This is a genomic window from Streptomyces sp. NPDC107454, from assembly GCF_055582885.1.
Genome location: NZ_JBVJPA010000028.1, coordinates 1 through 21588, shown reverse-complemented (window position 1 = coordinate 21588; position 21588 = coordinate 1). Strand labels below are relative to the sequence as shown.

Below are 21588 nucleotides of genomic sequence, written 5' to 3'. Positions count from 1 at the left end.
CGTGAGCGGCGCGCACTTCGCCTTCACCGACCGGTGGGGCGGGGTGAGCGCCGTTCCGTACGAGGAGCTCAACCTCGGCGGAGCGGTCGGCGACGACCCCGACGCCGTACGGACCAATCGTGAACTGGCCGCCAAGTCGCTCGGACTGGACCCGGCCCTGGTCGTCTGGATGAACCAGGTGCACGGGCCGGACGTGGCGGTGGTCGACGGACCGTGGCTCTCCGCGGAGATCCCGTCCGTCGACGCGATCGTGACCTCGCGGCGCGGGCTCGCCCTCGCCGTCCTCACCGCCGACTGCACGCCGGTGCTGCTGGCCGACCCGGTCGCCGGGATCGCGGCCGCCGCCCACGCGGGACGGCCCGGCATGGTCGCCGGGGTCGTCCCCGCCGCCGTACGGGCCATGGTGGAACTCGGCGCCGAGCCCGAGCGGATCGTCGCCCGCACCGGACCCGCGGTCTGCGGCCGGTGCTACGAAGTGCCGGACGGGATGCGCGCCGAAGTCGCCGCCATCGAGCCGGCGGCGTACGCCGAGACCAGCTGGGGCACTCCCGCGGTCGATGTGACCGCCGGAGTGCACGCGCAGCTGGAACGGCTCGGGGTGCGCGACCGGGCGCAGTCGCCGGTGTGCACGCTGGAGTCGGACGACCACTTCTCGTACCGACGGGACCGCACCACCGGGCGGCTCGCGGGCTATGTCTGGCTGGACTGATGGGGCATGACGGAACGTAAGGCTCAACTCGCCGGAAATCTGGCGAAAGTGGAAGAGCGCATCACGGCGGCCTGTGTGGCCGCCGGACGCAAGCGCGAAGAGGTGACCCTGATCGTGGTCACCAAGACCTACCCCGCCGCCGATGTGCGGATCCTGTCGGAGCTCGGTGTGCGCAACGTCGCCGAGAACCGGGACCAGGACGCGGCGCCCAAGGCCGCGGCTTGCTCGGATCTGCCCCTCTCGTGGCATTTTGTCGGCCAGTTGCAGACCAACAAGGTCCGTTCTGTGGTCGGTTACGCGGATGTGGTGCAGTCAGTGGACCGTGCCCGGCTTGTCACGGCCCTGTCGAAGGAAGCGGTGCGGGTGGAGCGCGAGGTGGGCTGCCTCATCCAGGTCGCACTGGACGCGCAGGAGAGCGGCCGGGGTGAGCGGGGAGGCGTCGGAGTCGGCGGAATCGAAGAGTTGGCCGACCTCGTCGCCGGGGCGCCCGGGCTCCGGCTCGACGGACTGATGACCGTCGCACCGCTCACCGGGGCGTACGCCGGGCGCCAACAAGCGGCGTTCGAGCGGCTGATGGATTTGTCGACTGCTATGCGCCGCACGCATCCGGCTGCGAACATGGTGTCTGCAGGGATGAGTGCGGACCTCGAGCAGGCCGTGGCGGCCGGAGCGACACATGTACGCGTCGGTACGGCGGTACTCGGAGTCCGACCCGGGCTCGGGTAACGTCGCCAAGAAGTCGGACCACAGCAGAAAATATGGTCATTACCGCCACTGGCGGGCATAACGACCTCGTGGATCGCGGGCACTTGGCAATTCGTCAGCCGATCCACCACAGAGCGGAGGACTCAGAGCATGGCCGGCGCGATGCGCAAGATGGCGGTCTACCTCGGCCTCGTGGAGGACGATGGGTACGACGGCAGGGGTTTCGACCCCGATGACGAGTTCGAGCCCGAGCTCGACCCGGAGCCCGAGCGTGACCGGCGGCGGCACGAGCCGCCCCACCAGTCGCATCAGGCACACCAGTCACATCAGTCCCAAAGGGATGAATCGGTGCGAATGGTGCAGCCTCCGGCGCCTCGCGATCCGGTGCCGCATTCCGCTTCGCTCACTGCGGAATCCAGCCGTCCGGCGCGGATCGCGCCCGTGGCATCCATCACACAAGAACGCGCAAGCCTGGAGAAGAACGCACCGGTGATCATGCCCAAGGTCGTGTCGGAACGAGAGCCGTACCGGATCACCACACTTCACCCGCGGACCTACAACGAGGCCCGTACCATCGGGGAACACTTCCGTGAGGGCACCCCGGTGATCATGAATCTGACTGAGATGGATGACACAGATGCGAAGCGACTTGTCGACTTTGCGGCCGGTTTGGTGTTTGGTCTCCACGGCAGCATCGAGCGGGTGACGCAGAAGGTGTTCCTGTTGTCGCCTGCTAACGTCGATGTCACGGCGGAGGACAAGGCCCGCATCGCAGAGGGCGGGTTCTTCAACCAGAGCTGAGACGCAGGACCGGATCAAGGTACGGAAACAGGGGAGAGGTAAGCACGGATCATGAGCGTGGTCGGGCAGGTTCTCTACATCGCGCTGACGTGTTTCCTCGTCGTGTTGATTTTCCGGTTGGTCATGGACTACGTCTTCCAGTTCGCCCGCTCATGGCAACCCGGCAAGGCGATGGTGGTCGTTCTCGAGGCCACCTACACTGTCACCGATCCACCGCTCAAGCTTCTGCGGCGGTTCATTCCGCCGCTGCGTCTCGGGGGCGTGGCGCTCGACCTGTCCTTCTTCGTACTGATGATCATCGTCTACATCCTGATCTCCGTCGTGAGCCGGCTGTGAACGATACGGTCTTGCCGAATGCCGACGACTACGTTGAGGTGAAGAGATGCCGTTGACCCCCGAGGACGTGCGGAACAAGCAGTTCACGACCGTCCGCCTCCGAGAAGGCTATGACGAGGACGAGGTCGATGCCTTCCTCGACGAGGTCGAAGCCGAACTGACGCGACTGCTCCGCGAGAACGAGGACCTGCGCGCCAAACTGGCGGCGGCCACGCGCGCGGCTGCGCAGAACCAGCAGCAGGGCATGCGCAAGCCGCCCGAGCAGCAGGACCAGCAGGGCCCGCCGCAGGGCATGCGAGGTCCCGGTGCGCCCGTACCCGCCGGCATATCGGGCCCGCCGCAGCAGCAGATGGGTGGCCCCATGGGTGGCCCGCCCCAGCTGCCGAGCGGTGCGCCGCAGCTGCCCGCGGGCCCCAGTGCCCAGGGCGGCCAGCAGGGCCAGGGCCCCATGGGTCAGGGTCCGATGGGCCAGGGCCCCATGGGCCAGGGTCCGATGGGGCAGGGCCCCATGGGTCAGGGTCCGATGGGCCAGGGCCAGATGGGTCAGGGCCCGATGGGCCAGGGCCCCGGTCAGCAGATGCAGCAGCAGATGCCGGGCCAGATGCAGCCTCAGATGCAGCAGCAGATGGGTGGCCCGATGGGCGGCCCCATGGGTGGACCCATGGGCGGTCACGGCCCGCAGATGCCGCAGCAGGGCCCCGGTGGCGACAGCGCCGCGCGTGTCCTCTCGCTGGCTCAGCAGACCGCCGACCAGGCGATCGCCGAGGCCCGCTCCGAGGCCAACAAGATCGTCGGCGAGGCCCGCAGCCGCGCCGAGGGTCTCGAGCGTGACGCCCGTGCCAAGGCCGACGCGCTGGAGCGGGACGCGCAGGAGAAGCACCGTGTCGCGATGGGCTCCCTGGAGTCCGCCCGCGCCACGCTGGAGCGCAAGGTCGAGGACCTGCGTGGCTTCGAGCGCGAGTACCGTACGCGTCTGAAGTCCTACCTGGAGTCGCAGCTGCGCCAGCTGGAGACGCAGGCGGACGACTCGCTCGCCCCGCCGCGCACTCCGGCCACGGCCTCCCTGCCGTCGCCCTCCGCGCCCTCGATGGCTCCGGCCGGCGCGAGTGCGCCGTCGTACGGCGGTCAGGGCATGGGCGGTGCCCCGGCACCGGCGGCGCCCTCCTACGGCGGGCAGCAGCAGATGTCGCCGGCCATGACCCAGCCGATGGCTCCGGTGCGGCCCCAGGGGCCGTCGCCGATGCAGCAGGCCCCCTCGCCGATGCGTGGGTTCCTCATCGACGAGGACGACAACTGACGGCCTTGAGTACGCCTTAGGCGTCGGCAGCGTTCAGGGCGGAGCCCCGGATCTTTCCGGGGCTCCGCCCTTTTGCCGTGCGGTTTCGGGAGGGGAAGTTTCGGGCGCGCGTGCGGTTCCTTGGGGCATCTGTACGGGGTACGCAACGCCGAAGGCCGGGGCCCACCAAGATCTTTGGTGGGCCCCGGCCTTCGTTCTTCGGCTGCGGACCGGTGGGGCTGGGCGCGCTGTTCCCCACGCCCCTGGGGCAGGGGCTACGCCTTGCGGAGGCGGAAGGTGAGGGACAGGCCCTCGTCGGTGAACGGGGCGCCGTAGGTGCCGTCGGCCTCGCCCTGGGCGAAGTCGGTGGCGAGAACCTCGTCGGCGATCAGCGCGGCGTGCCCGTTCAGGGCGGCGATGACGGCCGGGTCGGTGGACGTCCAGCGCAGAGCGATCCGGTCGGCCACGTCGAGGCCGCTGTTCTTGCGGGCCTCCTGGATCAGCCGGATCGCGTCACGGGCGAGACCCGCCTGCCGCAGCTCCTCGGTGATCTCCAGGTCCAGAGCGACCGTGGCACCCGAGTCGGACGCCACCGACCACCCCTCGCGCGGGGTCTCCGTGATGATGACCTCGTCCGCGGCCAGCGTCACCGTCTCGCCGTCGACCTCCACCGAGGCGGTGCCCTCGCGCAGGGCGAGGGAGAGGGCGGCCGCGTCCGTCTCGGCGATCACCTTGGCGACCGCCTGGACGCCCTTGCCGAAGCGCTTGCCCAGCGCGCGGAAGTTCGCCTTGGCCGTGGTGTCGACCAGCGAGCCGCCCACCTCGGAGAGGGAGGCGAGGGAGGTGACATTCAGCTCTTCGGTGATCTGCGCGTGCAGCTCCCCGTCGAGGGACTCGAAGCCGATCGCCCCGACCAGCGCGCGGGACAGCGGCTGGCGCGTCTTGACGCCCGACTCCGCGCGCGTGGCGCGGCCCAGCTCCACCAGACGCCGGACGAGGACCATCTGCCTCGACAGCTCCGGGTCGATGGCGGACAGGTCCGCCTCCGGCCACGAGGACAGGTGGACGGACTCGGGGGCGCCCGGCGTCACGGGGACGATCAGGTCCTGCCAGACCCGCTCGGTGATGAACGGGGTCAGCGGGGCCATCAGCCGCGTGACCGTCTCCACGACCTCGTGCAGGGTGCGCAGCGCGGCCTTGTCGCCCTGCCAGAAGCGGCGGCGCGAGCGGCGCACGTACCAGTTCGAGAGGTCGTCCACGAACGCGGAGAGGAGCTTTCCGGCACGCTGGGTGTCGTACGCCTCCAGTGCCTGGGTGACCTGGTCGGTGAGCGCGTGCAGCTCGGACAGCAGCCAGCGGTCGAGGACCGGGCGGTCGGCCGGGGCCGGATCGGCCTCGGAGGGGGCCCAGTCGGAGGTGCGGGCGTACAGGGCCTGGAAGGCGACCGTGTTCCAGTAGGTCAGAAGCGTCTTGCGCACCACCTCCTGGATGGTGCCGTGGCCGACGCGGCGGGCCGCCCAGGGGGAGCCGCCGGCCGCCATGAACCAGCGCACCGCGTCCGCGCCGTGCTGATCCATCAGCGGGATCGGCTGCAGGATGTTGCCCAGGTGCTTGGACATCTTGCGGCCGTCCTCGGCGAGGATGTGGCCCAGGCACACGACGTTCTCGTACGACGACTTGTCGAAGACGAGCGTGCCGACCGCCATGAGGGTGTAGAACCAGCCGCGGGTCTGGTCGATGGCCTCGGAGATGAACTGCGCCGGGTAGCGGCTCTCGAAGAGCTCCTTGTTCTTGTACGGGTAGCCCCACTGCGCGAACGGCATCGAACCCGAGTCGTACCAGGCGTCGATGACCTCCGGCACACGTGTCGCCGTCCGCCCGCAGCCGTCCTGCGGGCACGCGAAGGTGACCTCGTCGATGAACGGGCGGTGCGGGTCCAGGTTCGACTGGTCGGTGCCCGTCAGCTCGGAGAGCTCGGCGCGGGAGCCGACACAGGTGAGGTGGCCTTCCTCACAGCGCCACAGCGGGAGCGGGGTGCCCCAGTAGCGGCTGCGGGACAGCGCCCAGTCGACGTTGTTGTTCAGCCAGTCGCCGAAGCGGCCGTGCTTGACGGACTCCGGGAACCAGTTGGTCTTCTCGTTCTCCTGGAGGAGACGGTCCTTGATGGCGGTGGTGCGGATGTACCAGGACGGCTGCGCGTAGTAGAGGAGCGCGGTGTGGCAGCGCCAGCAGTGCGGGTAGCTGTGCTCGTAAGGGATGTGCTTGAAGAGCAGACCGCGCTGCTGGAGGTCCTCGGTGAGCTTTTCGTCCGCCTTCTTGAAGAAGACACCGCCGACGAGCGGAACGCTCTCCTCGAAGGTGCCGTTCGGGCGGACGGGGTTCACCACCGGCAGTCCGTATGCCCGGCAGACCTTCAGGTCGTCCTCGCCGAAGGCGGGGGACTGGTGGACCAGACCCGTGCCGTCCTCGGTCGTCACGTACTCGGCGTTGACCACGTAGTGGGCCTCGGCCGGGAACTCGACCAGCTCGAACGGACGTTGATAGGTCCAGCGCTCCATCTCGGCGCCGGTGAAGGTCTCACCGGTGGTCTCCCAGCCCTCGCCGAGCGCCTTCTCGACGAGCGGCGCGGCGACGACGAGCTTCTCCTCACCGTTCGTCGCGACGACGTAGGTGACCTCGGGGTGCGCGGCGACCGCGGTGTTGGAGACCAGCGTCCACGGGGTCGTCGTCCACACCAGGAGCGAGGCCTGGCCGGCCAGCGGACCGGAGGTGAGCGGGAAACGGACGTACACGGACGGGTCGACGACCGTCTCGTAGCCCTGTGCCAGCTCGTGGTCCGACAGACCCGTCTCGTCGCGCGGGCACCAAGGGGCCACGCGGTAGTCCTGGACCAGCAGACCCTTGTTGAAGATCTCCTTGAGCGACCACCACACGGACTCCACGTACTCGGGGTCCATCGTGCGGTACGCGTCGTCCAGGTCGACCCAGTAGCCCATGCGGTTCGTGAGGTCGGTGAACGCGTCGGTGTGACGGGTCACGGACTCGCGGCACTTGGCGTTGAACTCGGCGATGCCGTACGCCTCGATGTCCTGCTTGCCGGTGAACCCGAGCTCCTTCTCCACCGCGAGCTCGACCGGGAGGCCGTGGCAGTCCCAGCCGGCCTTGCGGGCCACGTGATAGCCGCGCATGGTGCGAAAGCGCGGGAAGACGTCCTTGAAGACGCGCGCCTCGATGTGGTGGGCGCCCGGCATGCCGTTCGCGGTGGGCGGGCCCTCGTAGAACACCCACTCAGGGTGGCCCTCGGACTGCTCAAGGCTCTTGGCGAAGATCTTCTGCTCGCGCCAGAAGTCGAGCACGGCGTGCTCGAGCGCGGGCAGGTCGACCTGGGCGGGCACCTGGCGGTACGTCGGCGTTGTCATCAGCGAGCTTCCTCCGGCGGACTTTCTGCCTTCCGTCCGGAGGGACGAGAGCCTGAGCAGCCATCTCCTGGATGCTGCGGACGCCGTGCGCGGCGCGCTCCCGCGGTACCACCCTCCTTGGCTCCCCGGTGCGTGCTGTGCACCAGTGAGCCCCCTCATTGGGGTCGCGATGCCGGTTCTACCGGCCGCTGCTCGCTCGCTGCGGCTTTCTTCCGGCGGCTCCGGGGTGATCTTCGCGTCGCGCTCGCCCCCGGGCTTCCACCGTCCCCGGGTCGCTCCTGGCTGCGTACGCCGCTACTCGTCCCCATCCACGCTTCTCGCTGCGCCCAGTGTACGGCGCCGCGCGGACAGCGGCCGACCGGTTTTCCGGGGTGCGCCGCCGGGGACGCCCGGGGTGGTGCCGCGGCCTGCGCGGTGACCCGAACGGCGAGGTACGGGCGTCCGGATCCTGGGACGCCGGACCTGGCGGATTACCCGGCGGGGAGCTGGGCACAACGCATGCAGGTTCCTCGCGAGGGACCCGCGGGGCGGACGAAACGGTGGTGCGCCCGGTTGCCGCGGACCAGAAGTCGATTTATCGTCCCAGCACGATTTGCGCGCAAAATCACAATATGTGAAGGGGCCGCGGCCATGGTGGCGAAGAAGACCGCCGTACAGCAGTCGGCGTCCAGCAGATCCACGGGTCCGGCGGCCAAGGACGTGGGTGGCAAGAAGAGCGCGTCGGTGGCGCCCGCGGCGCACTCGGCCAATCCGGTGAACACCGCCACGAAGACCGCCACGAAGCCGCCCGCCAAGACGGCCACGAAAGCCGCTGTCGGCAAGAAGGCGGCGGCCACCGGGAAAACGGCCGCTACGAAGGGAGCCACCAAGAAAGCGGTCGCCAAGAAGGCGGTCGCCAAGAAATCCGTGGCCAAGGAAGCGGTGACCAAGGAAACGGTCGCCCGGAAGGCGGTGGCCAAGAAGGCCGACGGCAAGAGCGTGGCCAGGAAGAGCAGCGGCACGGCAAGGAAAAGCACCAGTACGGCGAAGAAGTCGGTCGCTTCCGCGGCCGAAGGCGCGGCCAAGGCCGCGAAGACGACGGGAGCCACGACGGTGGTTGCGAAGAAGACTCCTGGCACGGCCACGGCGGCGCAGAACCCCACCGCTGTCCCCAAGGCGCGGATCGCCGCGGTGGAGCCCGGCGAGCTCGCGGTGCGCCCCGGTGAGGACCCCTGGACCCCGGACGAGGTCGCGGAGGCGCGCGCCGAACTCCAGTCCGAGGCGCTGCGGCTGAGCACCGAGATCTCGTCGTCCGAAGAGGCGATCGCGGGCCTGATGCGCGACTCCGGCGACGGAGCGGGCGACGATCAGGCGGACACCGGCACGAAGAACATCACACGCGAGCACGAGATGGCCCTGGCGGCCAACGCGCGCGAGATGCTGGAGCAGACCGAGCGAGCGCTGGAGCGGCTCGACGCGGGCACCTACGGGCTCTGCGAGAACTGCGGCAATCCCATCGGCAAGGCGCGGATGCAGGCCTTCCCGCGAGCCACCCTGTGCGTCGAGTGCAAGCAGAAGCAGGAACGCCGCTACTGATTCGCGCGGGAGGGCTCCTGCGCACGTGGGCGCCGGGGGGTGTGCCGTACCCTCGTCCTCAGTCAGGCACCTAGGTCGAGGGACTCACTCACGTGGCAGAGGCGGAGCGCATCATCGGTACGCCGGATACCCCAGGAGCGGGGGGCGCCGAGCCGGAGCAGTCCGGCGTGGAAGGGACCGTGGAGGGGACCGGGGCCCCGGCCGAGGGGCCCAGGGGCAGGCGCAGGGTCGCCGTCCTGTTCACGGTCGCCGCCCTGGCGTACGCCCTCGACCTGATCAGCAAGCTGATCGTGGTCGCCAAGCTGGAGCATCACGCGCCGATCCAGATCATCGGGGACTGGCTGAGGTTCGAGGCGATCCGCAACGCGGGTGCGGCCTTCGGCTTCGGCGAGGCGTTCACGATCATCTTCACGGTGATCGCCGCGGCCGTGATCGTGGTGATCGCGCGGCTCGCGCGCAAGCTCTACAGCCTGCCCTGGGCGATCGCGCTCGGTCTGCTGCTGGGCGGTGCGCTCGGCAACCTGACCGACCGGATCTTCCGCGCGCCCGGGATCTTCGAGGGCGCGGTCGTGGACTTCATCGCACCCAAGCACTTCGCGGTCTTCAACCTGGCCGACTCGGCGATCGTCTGCGGCGGCATCCTGATCGTGCTGCTGTCCTTCCGCGGGCTCGACCCGGACGGCACGGTCCACAAGGACTGATCGGCCCGCACGGAGTGGCGTACGGGACGTCTGGAAGGGCGTCTGGAGGCAGGTCCACGGGCACTGCTGTTCGGGCGGTGGTCCGGCGGTGTCCGACCCGTCCGGCATACTCGACGGGTGAGCACCATTCCCGAGATCCGCAACCTGCCCGTGCCCGACGGCCTGGAGGGCGAGCGCGTCGACGCCGCCATCTCCCGTATGTTCGGCTTCTCCCGCACGAAGGCCGCCGAGCTCGCCGCGGCGGGGAAGGTCACGGTCGACGGCTCGGTGGTCGGAAAGTCCGAGCGGGTGCACGGCGGTGCCTGGCTCGAAGTGGAGATGCCGCAGGCTCCCGCCCCCGTGCAGGTCGTCGCCGAGCCCGTCGAGGGCATGGAGATCGTGCACGACGACGACGACATCGTGGTGATCATCAAGCCGGTCGGTGTGGCCGCGCACCCGAGCCCCGGCTGGAGCGGTCCGACAGTGATCGGCGGCCTCGCGGCGGCCGGGTACCGCATCTCGACCTCCGGTGCCGCCGAGCGGCAGGGCATCGTGCACCGGCTGGACGTCGGCACCTCCGGGCTGATGGTCGTGGCCAAGTCGGAGCGCGCGTACACCTCGCTGAAGCGGCAGTTCAAGGAACGCACGGTCGACAAGCGGTACAACGCGCTGGTCCAGGGGCACCCCGACCCGATGAGCGGCACCATCGACGCACCCATCGGCCGGCACCCGAACCACGACTACAAGTGGGCGGTGACGGCCGAGGGCAAGCCGTCCGTCACGCACTACGACCTGATCGAGGCCTTCCGGGCGGCCAGCCTGCTCGACATCAAGCTGGAGACCGGCCGCACCCACCAGATCCGTGTCCACATGGCGGCCCACCGTCACCCCTGCGTGGGGGACCTGACCTACGGCGCGGACCCGACGATCGCCAAGCGGCTCGGTCTGACCCGGCAGTGGCTGCACGCGGTGCGGCTCGGCTTCGAGCACCCCGGGGACGGGCAGTGGGCGGAGTTCGAGAGCGACTACCCCGAGGACCTGCAGAAGGCGCTCGACAAGGTGCGTGAGGAGAGCTACGCGTGAGCGGCTCGGACGGGGCGCGGGACGGCGCCTACGTGGTGCGGGTGGCCGAGGACGTCGCGGACCGCGAGGCGTGCTTCGCGGTGCGCAAGGAGGTCTTCGTCGGCGAACAGGGCGTCCCCGAGGACATCGAGTACGACGCGTACGACGCGGGTGCCCTGCATGTGCTGGCGATCCGCGAGGACGGGGTGCCGCTGGGCACCGGACGGCTTCTGTACGGCCCGGAGGCCGCCGCGAAGACCGACGGCGACCTGACGGTCGGCTCGCTCGGCCGGCTCGCCGTGACGAAGGTGGCGCGTGGGCTCGGCGTCGGCGTGGCCCTCGTACGGGCCATCGAGGACGCGGCACGCGCGCGTGGCCTCGCGGCGGTGGACCTGCACGCGCAGACGCAGGCGATGGGCTTCTACGAGCGGCTCGGGTACGTGGCGTACGGCGAGGAGTTCCTCGACGCCGGGATCGACCACCGGGCGATGCGCAAGGCCGTGTGAGACGGGGTTCGTCGCACGCGGGTTGCCGGGAGGGCATTGTCATAGGCGCGTGGCACGCTTGAGGTCTGGCTCTTCCTTGATCGCCTAGACCTTGCCGGAGCGCTGACCGTGGATCAGTTGGCCCTGTTGTTCGTGCTGCTGCTCGGGGCCGTGGTGAGCGTCCCGGTGGGGGACCGGTTCGGACTGCCGGCGCCTGTCCTGATGACGCTCTTCGGGATCGTGCTGGCCGTGCTGGACTTCGTGCCCAACGTGGACGTCCCGCCGGAGCTGATCCTGCCCCTGCTGCTGCCTCCGCTGCTGTACGCCTCGGTGCGACGCACCTCGTGGAGACAGTTCGCCGCCAACAAACGGCCGATCTTCCTGCTCGCCGTGGCGCTGGTGTTCGTCACCACGGCGGTCGTGGCCTTCGTCGCCGGCGCCATCGTGCCGGGGCTGCCGATCGCCGCCGCCGTCGCCCTGGGCGCGCTGGTGGCGCCGCCCGACCCGGTCGCCGCCACGGCCGTCGCGGGGCAACTCGGGCTGCCCCGCCGACTGGTGTCGATCCTGGAGGGCGAGGGGCTTTTCAACGACGTGACGGCCATCGTGCTCTACCACGTCGCGATCGCCGCCGCCGTGAGCGGCACCTTCTCGCCGTGGCGGGCCGGGCTCGATCTCGTGCTGTCCGCCGTGGTCGCGGTCGCCGTCGGGCTGGCGCTGGGGTGGGCGGCGAACAAGCTGATGTCGCTGCTCGGTGACGCCACGCTGCAGATCGGGATGACGCTGCTGGTGCCCTTCGCGTCGTACGTCCTGGCGGAGGAGCTGCACGGGTCGGGGGTGCTCGCCGTGCTCACCACCGCGCTGTTCCTCGCGGAGTACGCCACCGATGCCGACGACGTCCTGACGCGGCTCGCCGGGTACACGTTCTGGGACGTGGTGGACACGCTGGTCACCGGGGTCGCGTTCGGGCTGATCGGGCTCGAGCTGCACAACGCGATCAGGACGGCGTCGGGGCGGTGGGGCGAGATGCTGGGCTGGGCCGCCGCGATCGTCGCCGTCGTGGTGTTCGTACGGCTGGCGTATCTGATGCCGGCGACGTGGCTCACGAAACGGCTGCACGCGAAACGGGACTACGACGAGGAGATTCCGACCTCGTGGCGGGAGACCGTGATCATGTGGTGGTCGGGGATGCGGGGAGTCGCCTCCGTGGCCCTCGCGCTGGCCATTCCGCTGAAGATGGACGACGGGTCGCCGTTTCCCGACCGGGACGAGATCATCTTCATCGCGTTCGGCGTGATCATGGCCACGCTGGTGCTCCAGGGGCTCACGCTGCCGTGGCTGGTGCGCAGGCTCGGGGTGCGGGCCGACGAGGATGTCGAGAAGGCGTTCGAGAAGGAGCTGGCGGTTCGGGCGGCGAAGGCGGCGAAGCGGAGGCTCAAGGAGATCGAGGAGGTGGAGGAGCTGCCGGAGGAGCTGTCCGAGCAGCTGATTCGGCGGGCCTTCGACATCGGGGCGCGGATCAGTCCGGATCTGGGGGACGAGGAGCGGCGGGAGGCGCATGAGCAGCGGGCTCGCCGGGTGAAGCGGTTGCGGCGGATTCAGGGGGAGATGCTGAGCGCGGCGCGGCATGAGGTGTTGTCGGCGCGGAGTGAGCCGGGGGCGGATCCGGAGATCGTGGACCGGGTGCTGCGGCACCTGGACGTCCGCAGTTTGCGTTGAGAGTGTTCTCCCGCCCGCGCACCGCCCGTTTCCACCCCGCTGACAAGTGACGGTCGCCTGTGGGGGTGATGCGCCGTCGGCGGCCGCGGGGGAGAGGCACACGGATACTCTGCGCGGCCTGCGGCCTGGGGTGGTCAGGCTCGGCCTGGGCCCGTTCGTGGGGGGTCGGGGGTGTGGGGGGTCGTGGGGGCGGTTATCGCGTCGTCGGTGTCGTCGTGGTCCGGGCGGTGGGGGCGGCCGTTGGGCCAGTTCAGGGGCAGGATCGCCTCGGCCGTGTTGACGCGGGGGAGGGCGTAGGGGTGCACGTCGGTGAGCCAGCGGATCATGCGCTCGCGCACCGTGACCCGTACCGTCCAGATGTCGTCCGCGTCCTTCGCGGTCACCAGGGCGCGCACCTGCATGGTGTTGGGGGTGGAGTCGGTCACGGCGAGGCCGTAGTCGCGGCCGTCCCAGGCCGGGCACTCGCGCAGGATGTCGCGGAGCTGCTCGCGCATCGCCTCGACGGGCGCCGAGTGGTCGACGTGGAAGAAGACGATGCCGGTCATCTGGGGGGTGCCACGGGACCAGTTCTCGAAGGGCTTGGATGTGAAGTACGAGACCGGCATCGTGATCCGGCGCTCGTCCCATGTGCGTACCGTCAGGAACGTCAGTGTGATCTCCTCGACGGTGCCCCACTCGCCGTCCACCACGACCGTGTCGCCGAGGCGCACCATGTCGCCGAAGGCGATCTGCAGCCCGGCGAAGAGATTCGCCAGCGTGGACTGGGCGGCGACACCGGCGACGATGCCGAGGATGCCGGCCGAGGCCAGCAGCGAGGCACCGGCCGCGCGCATCGCGGGAAAGGTGAGCAGCATCGAGGCGACGGCCACCACGGCGACGACCGCGGACACCACCCGTTGGATCAGCGTCACTTGCGTGCGCACCCGGCGCACCCGCGCCGGGTCGCGGTGGGCGTTGGCATAGCGGGTGTAGGAGGTCTCGACGATCGCCGTCGCGATGCGGATCACGAGCCACGCGGCGGACCCGATGAGGATGAGGGTCAGGGCGCGGCCGACGCCGACCCGGTGTTCCACGAGCAGCTTCGCCTGGTCGTACGAGCCGCGCAGCAGGGCGGCGAACAGCACGAGCTGGAAGGGGACCCGTGCGCGGCGCAGCAGGCCCCACAGGGAGGTTTCCTGGTGTCGGGCGTCGGCCTTGCGCAGTACGCGGTCCACGGCCCATCCGATGAGCAGCGTGAGCACGACCGAGCCACCGACGACGATCAGGGGACGCAGTACGTTCTCCATGCCTGAGACCGTAACCGGCTTGGGGCCGACCTGAACATGTCGCCCTGGTCCCCGGTCCTCGATCCAGGGCTGTCAGTCCTGGCTGGCACCATGGGGCGCATGAACATCATGCTCTTTCACTCGACCTACGGGCCCCGGCCCGCGGTGCGCGCGGCGGCCGACCGGCTGCGTGCCGCGGGGCACGAGGTGTGGACGCCGGACCTCTTCGAGGGCCGCACCTTCGAGACCGTGGAGGAGGGCATGGCCTTCAACGACGGGATCGGCAAGGAGGAGCTGCTCAGACGCGCCGTCCTGGCCGCCGCCCCCTACTCCGAGCGCGGCCTGGTGTACGCGGGGTTCTCGCTCGGCGCCTCCATCGCGCAGACCCTGGCGCTCGGCGACGAGAAGGCCCTTGGGCTGCTGCTCCTGCACGGCACGTCGGACATCGCCGAGAGCGCGTCGGTGGACGAGCTGCCGGTCCAGCTGCACGTGGCGGAGCCGGACCCGTTCGAGACGGACGACTGGCTGAGCGCCTGGTACCTGCAGATGCAGCGGGCAGGGGCGGACGTGGAGATCTACCGGTACGCGGGTGCCGGGCACCTGTACACCGACCCCGACCTGCCCGACTACGACGAGGAGGCCGCCGAGGCCACCTGGCGGGTGGCGCTCGGCTTCCTCGACTCGCTGTAGCGGTCCGCCGCACCGGGGCGAGGGGCTTTCAACAGACGGGCCCGGGGCATCTGTTGGACGACCCGGGCCCGCCTGTTCAACTTCGGTCAACTGCGACTACCGGCGTTGTGGAACGTCGGAGAACCTAGCCCGGGAAGCACTCCTTGGGCGGGTGCACCAGCGACGGGAAGTGACCGGACCACACCCAGGACGTCGGCTTGGAGTCGTAGATCCTGAACCACCGCTCCCCCGAGGGGGTCTTGGTGGTCGAGCACTGGATCCGCAGGGTCGTGCCCCGCGGCTCCGTGCGGTACCTCGTCGACGAGGAGGTGGGCTGGGCGTATATGGGAGAGCTCTCGGCCGTCGTCAGGTTGACGAACGCCGGTGCCGCTGTCGCCGTGGCTTCCTGCGCCTCGGCGGATGTGGCGGTGAGTCCGGCGAGCGCCAGGGCGGCGCCGAGTACTGCGGTCTTCGTCAGGACACTTTGGGGGGTGGCCATGTGACTCCAATCGTGACAGAACTGACGGACCGTCTGTATGACGATCAGACAATGCGCCCGACGCTATCAAGATCTTCCCGACGCCCGGAATTGTTTTCTATACCGGGTCGTAGGTGCGCTCGACCTTCTGGGTTCCGGTGCGCGTGCGGTACGAACGGGCCCAGGACGAGGTCGCGTTGGCGTTCGTGCGGTCGGACAGGACGTAGTAGTCCATCTGCGCGCGGTCGGCGGTGATGTCCAGGACGCCGTATCCGTGGCGGTCGGTGTCGACCCAGTGGACGTGCCGGTTGGCGATCTGGATGAGCGGGGCGGCGATCGCGGAGACCGTGCCCTCGGGGACCTTCACGATGTCGTCGAGGTTGTCGGAGGTCACCGAGGTGATCACGAACTCGGTGGCGGCCGACGCGGACAGCGGGTACGTCCCGGCGTCCACCGGCACGTCGTTGGCCCAGGACATGTGGATGTCGCCGGTGAGGAACACCGTGTTGCCGATCGCGTTCGAGCGCAGATGCGCGAGGAGTTCACGGCGGTCGTCGGTGTAGCCGTCCCACTGGTCGGTGTTGACGCCGATGCCGTCCTGCGGCAGGTCCAGCAGCTTGGCGAGCGGCTTGAGCAGGTCGGCGGTGAGCGAGCCGATGACGAACGGCGCGATCATCACCGAGTTGCCGACCAGCCGCCAGGTGGTGTCGGACGCCTTCAGCCCGGCCTTCAGCCAGTCGAGTTGGGCCCGGCCCGTGATCGTACGGTCCGGGTCGTCGACCGTGCCGCTGGCCGTGGACGCCTGCTGGGAGCGGAAGGACCGCAGGTCGAGCAGGGAGAGGTCGGCGAGCTTGCCGAAGCGCAGCCGGCGGTAGGTGGTGCCCTCGATCGCCGGGCGTACCGGCATCCACTCGAAGTAGGCCTGCTTCGCCGCGGCCTGACGCGCCGTCCAGGTACCCTCGGCGCCCTCGGTGTGGTTGACCGCGCCGCCGGACCAGGCGTTGTCGGCGAACTCGTGGTCGTCCCAGATCGCCACGACCGGCGCCTTGTGGTGCAGGGCCTGGAGGTCCGGGTCGGTCTTGTACTTGCCGTGCCGGGTGCGGTAGTCGGCGAGGGTGATGATCTCGTTCGCGGGGGAGTGCGGCCGGACGACCGTGCCGCGCGCCGCGTACTCGCCGGACTTGTACTCGTAGATGTAGTCCCCGAGATGCAGCCAGGCATCCAGGTCGCTGCGGGCCGCGAGATGGCGGTACGACGAGAAGTAGCCCGCCTCCCAGTTGGCACAGGTGACGACGCCGAAGCGCAGGCCCGCCACGGCGGCGTTGGCGGCCGGGGCGGTGCGGGTGCGGGCGACGGGCGAGTCGGTGCCGCCCGCGGAGAAGCGGAACCAGTAGTCCGTGGCCGGTTCCAGGCCGCGGATGTCCGCCTTCACGGTGTGGTCGGAGGCGGCCGTCGCGGTGAGGGACCCCTTGGAGACGATCGTGGTGAACGCCTTGTCCTTGGCGACGATCCAGCTGACTTCGGTGTCGGGGCCGACGCCGGAGCCGGGTATCGCCGCGGAGGTGGGCGTCACCCGGGTCCACAGCAGGACGCCGTCCGGGAGCGGGTCGCCGGAGGCGACGCCGTGCAGGAAGGCGGGGGCGTCCGCGGCGGCGCGGGCCGGCAGGGCGGCGACGAGCGGGCCGGCCAGGACAGCGGTCGCCGCCGCGGCCTTGACGACCGTACGGCGGCGGGGCGAGGGAGAGTTGAGGCCCTGGGACGCCTCGGATGATCTGTATCGACTGGTCACGACCGAACAGGTTACTGATCGGTACGCGCGAGAACGGGCGAACCACGAAAGTTCGCCCGCTCTTCACGCGGAGGCCGGATTCCCCGTCGGCGTCAGCCCTTGAGGGCCGCGTCCACCACCTTGTCGAAGTCGGCCACCGTCAGGAGCGGGGTGCCGCCGTTGAGCTGCTTGCCGTCCATGACGAAGCCCGGGGTGCCGGTCACACCCTCCTTGTTGTCGTCGAAGGTCTTCGACATGGCCATCGCCCAGGCGTCGTAGGTGCCCTTCTTCACCGCGTTCTGGAACGCGGTGTTGCCCTTCAGCGCGGGAACGGTGTCGGCGGCCTTGAGGAGGTAGGCGTCGTCCTTGAACTTGTCGGTCGTCTCGTCCGGGTGCCACTTCGCCGAGTACAGCGCGGTCTTGTACTCGAGGAACGCCTCGGAGCTGACGTTCAGCGCGGCGCCGAGGGCGCTCAGCGCGTTCTTGGAGCCCTGGCCGTTGTCCTTGTCGTCGATGAACGTGGCGCCGACGTACTGGAACTTGAACTTGCCGTCGTCGATGTCCTTCTTCACGGTCGAGCCGACGGTCTGCTCGAACTGGGCGCAGACCGGGCAGCGCGGGTCCTCGTAGACCTTGAGGGTCTTCTTGGCGGTGCTCTTGCCGATGACGACGGTGGTGCCCTTGGTGCCGGTGGTGTTGGCCGGGGCGACGACCTTGGCGTCCTTCAGGCCCGCCCAGTAGCTCGGCTTGTTGTTCTGCACGACCGCGTAGCCGACGCCACCGGCTATCGCGAGGACGGCGACGATGGAGCCGGCCACGATGGCCTGGCGCTTGACCTTGTCACGCTTGGCCTGGCGCTCGCGCTCGAGGCGCAGCTTCTCCCGGGCCGCCGTCTTCGCCGCCTGGCTGTTTCGCTTGCTCATGTTGGTGATCTCCATGGGGGACGCGCACACGTCGTACGCGGGATACGTATGGGGGACTGCTGGTGCTCAAGGGCTGTCGCGCGGAAGCGATGTTCAGGCGAAAGCGGCCGAGAGCGGCGGTCCACGCCGTCCCAGGGAGTGCACGAACAGGCGGGTGCGGGCGCCCGCGCTCCGGCGCGCGGGGCGCGGCAGCCGGCGTACCGGGGCGAGCCGTACGGTCACCGCGGCGACCGCGATCAGCAGGGGCCGGAAGGTGGCCGCGGCCACCGCGCGCAGCAGCTGGTCCAGGGCGCGGTCGCCGCGGCGCAGCCAGGCGGCCGCGAGCAGCCCGACGCTGACATGGGCGGCGAGCAGCAGCCAGGCGGCGGCCGGGTCGGTCTGCGCGAGCAGGGTGGCGGCACGGCCGCCGCTGCCGCCGGTCACGTGGGCCAGCGGGGTGCCCACGCTGCCGCCGCCGCACAGCACGTCGAAGCCGACCGAGCGCAGCGGGCCCGCGACGGGGCCGCCCGCCCTGCCGTAACAGACGTGCTGGCCCGTGGTGAACACGGTGTCGGCGGTCAGCTCCAGCGGGATGAGCAGGGCGGCGATCCGGCCGAAGCCGCGCTCGCGGCCCGCCAGCGCGTAGGCGATGACGAAGACGGCCACGGCGATCGCCGCCAGGGTGCCCAGCGGCAGCGGGACCCGGGACAGCAGCACGTGCGACGCGGTGGAGAGCGTCACGACGACAGCCGTGAACAGTGCCGCGCGCACGGCTCTGAGCTGGGTCCCGGGTATGTCCATAGCGGAGCCGAGTGTCCCACGCGCTCCCGTAAGGGCCCCCTAAAGGGTTCCTATGTGTTACGGGAGCGTTGTGGGTCCGTCGTCCGGGGTGCCTACAGGCCCGGGATCCGGCCGTTGCGGAACAGGTCGACGAAGATCTGGTGGTCGGCACGCGCGCGTGCGCCGTAGCTGTGCGCGAAGTCCACCAGGAGGCCCGAGAAGCCGTCCTCGTCGGCGGCGATCGCCGCGTCGATGGCCCGCTCGGTGGAGAACGGGACCAGCTCCGAGTGGCCGCTCTCGTCGTCGGCCGCGGCGTGCATGGTGGCCGTGGCCCGGCCGAGGTCGGCGACGACCGAGGCGATCTCCTCCGGGTCGTCGATGTCGCCCCAGTCCAGGTCCACCGCGTACGGCGAGACCTCGGCGACCAGCTGGCCGGCGCCGTCCAGCTCGGTCCAGCCCAGCCACGGGTCGGCGTGTGCCTGCAGGGCGCGCTGGGAGATCACCGTGCGGTGGCCCTCGTGCTGGAAGTACTCGCGGATCGAGGAGTCCGTGATGTGCCGGGAGACGGCCGGGGTCTGGGCCTGCTTGATGTAGATCACGACATCGTTCTCCAGGGCGTCGCTGTTGCCCTCCAGAAGGATGTTGTACGAAGGCAGTCCGGCGGAGCCGATGCCGATGCCGCGGCGGCCGACGACGTCCTTCACCCGGTAGGAGTCGGGGCGGGCCAGGGAGGACTCGGGGAGCGTCTCCAGGTAGCCGTCGAAGGCCGCGAGCACCTTGTAGCGGGTGGCCGCGTCGAGCTCGATGGAGCCGCCGCCGGGCGCGAAGCGGCGCTCGAAGTCGCGGATCTCGGTCATCGAGTCCAGCAGCCCGAAGCGGGTCAGCGAGCGGGCGTCACGCAGCGCGTCCAGGAGCGGGCCCTCGGCCGTGTCCAGGGTGAAGGGAGGCACCTCGTCGCTCTTGGCGCCGGTGGCCAGGGCGTGGATGCGCTCGCGATAGGCCGCCGCGTACACCTTCACCAGCTCGGTGATCTGGTCGTCACTGAGCGCCTTCGCGTACCCGATGAGGGCCACGGAGGCGGCGAAACGCTTGAGGTCCCAGGTGAAGGGGCCGACGTACGCCTCGTCGAAGTCGTTCACGTTGAAGATCAGGCGGCCGTTGGCGTCCATGTACGTGCCGAAGTTCTCGGCGTGCAGGTCGCCGTGGATCCACACACGGGAGGTGCGCTCGTCCAGGTACGGTCCGCCGCGCCTCGGTCCGAACCCGATCTCCGCGGTGAGGTCGTGGTAGAAGAGGCCCGCCGTGCCCCGGTAGAACGCGAAGGCGGAGGCCGCCATCTTGCGGAACTTGACGCGGAACGCGGCCGGGTCGGCGGCCAGGAGCTCGCCGAAGGCGGTGTCGAAGACGGCGAGGATCTGCTCGCCGCGTTGCTCGGCGCTGAGCTGCGGGACCGACATCGCTGGGTGCCTCCTGGTGCAGGTGGTGCTTGACATGGGGGAAGGACGTGTCCGTCCGCCGGGACGGTTGCTTCCGTCCCCTCCCAACGGACGAAGGTACGCGGGAGTGCCCGCGCGCCGGGGACGAACGGTACGCGCGCGTGCCCCGCGCCCCGGATGAAGGTACGGGTGACGGGCCCGCCCGTCACCCGGCCACCGCCCCTCATTGAGGCGCTTCGCGCCCAGTGTTCGTCTCCAGTGTCAGTGGCGCGTCATAGACTTCGACGCTGTCCCCCCAGACTGTCCGCAGCCTGTCGACGATTGTTCTTCTTGGAGGCCGAAGCCGTGTCAAAGCCGCCGTTCACGCACCTGCACGTCCATACCCAGTACTCGCTGCTGGACGGTGCCGCGCGGCTCAAGGACATGTTCAATGCCTGCAATGAGATGGGCATGACGCACATCGCCATGAGTGACCATGGCAACCTTCACGGGGCCTACGACTTCTTCCACACGGCGAAGAAGGCGGGCGTCACACCGATCATCGGCATCGAGGCGTACGTCGCCCCGGAGTCCCGGCGCAACAAGCGCAAGATCCAGTGGGGCCAGCCGCACCAGAAGCGCGACGACGTGTCCGGTTCGGGTGGTTATACGCACAAGACGATCTGGGCGGCGAACCGGACCGGCCTGCACAACCTCTTCAAGCTCTCCTCGGACGCGTACGCCGAGGGCTGGCTCCAGAAGTGGCCCCGGATGGACAAGGAGACCATCTCCCAGTGGTCCGAGGGGCTCATCGCCTCCACCGGCTGCCCCTCCGGCGAGCTCCAGACCCGCCTGCGCCTCGGCCAGTACGACGAGGCCCTGAAGGCGGCCGCCGAGTACCAGGACATCTTCGGCAAGGACCGCTACTTCCTGGAGCTGATGGACCACGGCATCGAGATCGAGCGCCGGGTCCGCGACGGACTCCTGGAGATCGGCAAGAAGCTCGGCATCCCGCCCCTGGTGACGAACGACTCGCACTACACGTACGCGCACGAGGCGACCGCCCACGACGCCCTGCTGTGCATCCAGACCGGCAAGAACCTCTCCGACCCGGACCGCTTCCGCTTCGACGGCACGGGCTACTACCTCAAGTCCACGGACGAGATGTACGCCGTCGACTCCTCGGACGCCTGGCAGCAGGGCTGCGCCAACACCCTCCTGGTGGCCGAGCAGATCGACACCACCGGCATGTTCGAGGCGAAGAACCTCATGCCGAAGTTCGACATCCCCGAGGGCTACACCGAGGTCACCTGGTTCCAGGAGGAGGTGCGCATCGGCATGGAGCGCCGCTTCCCCGGCGGCGTCCCCGACGACCGCCAGAAGCAGGCCGAGTACGAGATGGACGTCATCATCCAGATGGGGTTCCCGGGGTACTTCCTCGTCGTCGCCGACTTCATCATGTGGGCCAAGAAGCAGGGCATCGCCGTGGGCCCGGGCCGTGGCTCGGCGGCCGGATCGATCGTCGCGTACGCCATGGGCATCACCGA

Annotated in this window: 19 protein-coding genes; 12 read left to right on the top strand and 7 right to left on the bottom strand. The window is 69.7% G+C overall.

What is annotated here, in order from left to right; translation table 11 throughout:
- Position 1: 1 nt before the first annotated feature.
- The 5 genes from pgeF to ACZ69M_RS46435 all read left to right on the top strand — a co-directional run bounded on the left by pgeF (position 2) and on the right by ACZ69M_RS46435 (position 3848).
- Positions 2-709 (top strand): peptidoglycan editing factor PgeF, encoded by a 708-nt coding sequence (gene pgeF / locus ACZ69M_RS46455; protein WP_470059769.1) that lies wholly within the window; start codon positions 2-4, stop codon positions 707-709.
- 6 nt (positions 710-715) lie between these two features.
- Complete coding sequence (locus tag ACZ69M_RS46450; RefSeq protein ID WP_054231486.1) at positions 716-1435, top strand: YggS family pyridoxal phosphate-dependent enzyme; 720 nt, start codon at positions 716-718, stop codon at positions 1433-1435.
- Between the two features lie 129 nt (positions 1436-1564).
- On the top strand, positions 1565-2215 hold the full coding sequence (locus ACZ69M_RS46445) for a cell division protein SepF (RefSeq protein ID WP_470059768.1): 651 nt from the start codon (positions 1565-1567) through the stop codon (positions 2213-2215).
- 51 nt (positions 2216-2266) lie between these two features.
- The gene (locus ACZ69M_RS46440; protein ID WP_054231484.1) at positions 2267-2551 is read left to right on the top strand and encodes a YggT family protein; all 285 of its coding nucleotides are present in this window, start codon (positions 2267-2269) and stop codon (positions 2549-2551) included.
- A gap of 46 nt (positions 2552-2597) precedes the next feature.
- Positions 2598-3848 (top strand): DivIVA domain-containing protein, encoded by a 1251-nt coding sequence (locus ACZ69M_RS46435; RefSeq protein ID WP_054231483.1) that lies wholly within the window; start codon positions 2598-2600, stop codon positions 3846-3848.
- A gap of 254 nt (positions 3849-4102) precedes the next feature.
- Here the strand turns inward: ACZ69M_RS46435 and ileS are convergent, their stop codons facing one another.
- Entirely contained in the window at positions 4103-7246 is a 3144-nt protein-coding gene (gene ileS, locus ACZ69M_RS46430) for an isoleucine--tRNA ligase (RefSeq protein WP_470059767.1), read from the bottom strand.
- Positions 7247-7876: 630 nt separating this feature from the next.
- On the opposite strand from ileS, the gene ACZ69M_RS46425 reads away from it, so the two are divergent.
- From ACZ69M_RS46425 to ACZ69M_RS46405, 5 genes are all read left to right on the top strand, one after another.
- Positions 7877-8821 (top strand): TraR/DksA family transcriptional regulator, encoded by a 945-nt coding sequence (locus ACZ69M_RS46425; protein ID WP_470059766.1) that lies wholly within the window; start codon positions 7877-7879, stop codon positions 8819-8821.
- Positions 8822-8913: 92 nt separating this feature from the next.
- Positions 8914-9522 carry a signal peptidase II gene (gene lspA / locus ACZ69M_RS46420; RefSeq protein WP_470059765.1) on the top strand — a complete coding sequence of 203 codons (609 nt, stop codon included), beginning with the start codon at positions 8914-8916 and terminating at the stop codon, positions 9520-9522.
- Positions 9523-9639: 117 nt separating this feature from the next.
- On the top strand, positions 9640-10584 hold the full coding sequence (locus tag ACZ69M_RS46415; protein ID WP_075026380.1) for an RluA family pseudouridine synthase: 945 nt from the start codon (positions 9640-9642) through the stop codon (positions 10582-10584).
- Positions 10581-11069, top strand: a complete 489-nt coding sequence (locus tag ACZ69M_RS46410; protein WP_470059764.1) for a GNAT family N-acetyltransferase — start codon at positions 10581-10583, stop codon at positions 11067-11069. Before ACZ69M_RS46415 ends, ACZ69M_RS46410 begins: the two co-directional genes overlap by 4 nt.
- Positions 11070-11177: 108 nt before the next feature.
- Positions 11178-12764 (top strand): Na+/H+ antiporter, encoded by a 1587-nt coding sequence (locus ACZ69M_RS46405; RefSeq protein WP_470059763.1) that lies wholly within the window; start codon positions 11178-11180, stop codon positions 12762-12764.
- Positions 12765-12898: 134 nt separating this feature from the next.
- On the opposite strand, the gene ACZ69M_RS46400 is transcribed toward ACZ69M_RS46405, so the two are convergent.
- Entirely contained in the window at positions 12899-14050 is a 1152-nt protein-coding gene (locus ACZ69M_RS46400) for a mechanosensitive ion channel family protein (RefSeq protein ID WP_470059762.1), read from the bottom strand.
- Positions 14051-14149: 99 nt separating this feature from the next.
- Here ACZ69M_RS46400 and ACZ69M_RS46395 point away from each other — a divergent pair, with 99 nt between their 5' ends.
- Entirely contained in the window at positions 14150-14719 is a 570-nt protein-coding gene (locus ACZ69M_RS46395; RefSeq protein ID WP_095858141.1) for a dienelactone hydrolase family protein, read from the top strand.
- Positions 14720-14843: 124 nt separating this feature from the next.
- On the opposite strand, the gene ACZ69M_RS46390 is transcribed toward ACZ69M_RS46395, so the two are convergent.
- The 5 genes from ACZ69M_RS46390 to ACZ69M_RS46370 form a co-directional block, all read right to left on the bottom strand.
- A complete protein-coding gene (locus ACZ69M_RS46390) occupies positions 14844-15197 on the bottom strand; it encodes a hypothetical protein (protein WP_470059761.1) in 354 nt (117 codons plus the stop codon).
- A 97-nt stretch (positions 15198-15294) separates the two neighbouring features.
- The gene (locus tag ACZ69M_RS46385) at positions 15295-16965 is read right to left on the bottom strand and encodes an alkaline phosphatase D family protein (RefSeq protein WP_470059760.1); all 1671 of its coding nucleotides are present in this window, start codon (positions 16963-16965) and stop codon (positions 15295-15297) included.
- Between the two features lie 92 nt (positions 16966-17057).
- Positions 17058-17867, bottom strand: a complete 810-nt coding sequence (locus ACZ69M_RS46380) for a thioredoxin domain-containing protein (RefSeq protein WP_470059759.1) — start codon at positions 17865-17867, stop codon at positions 17058-17060.
- A gap of 93 nt (positions 17868-17960) precedes the next feature.
- A complete protein-coding gene (locus ACZ69M_RS46375; protein WP_470059758.1) occupies positions 17961-18647 on the bottom strand; it encodes a hypothetical protein in 687 nt (228 codons plus the stop codon).
- A 92-nt stretch (positions 18648-18739) separates the two neighbouring features.
- Entirely contained in the window at positions 18740-20083 is a 1344-nt protein-coding gene (locus ACZ69M_RS46370; protein WP_097284298.1) for a DUF2252 domain-containing protein, read from the bottom strand.
- 324 nt (positions 20084-20407) lie between these two features.
- Here ACZ69M_RS46370 and ACZ69M_RS46365 point away from each other — a divergent pair.
- A partial coding sequence (locus ACZ69M_RS46365) for a PHP domain-containing protein (protein ID WP_470059757.1) occupies positions 20408-21588 on the top strand: 1181 nt, incomplete at its 3' end.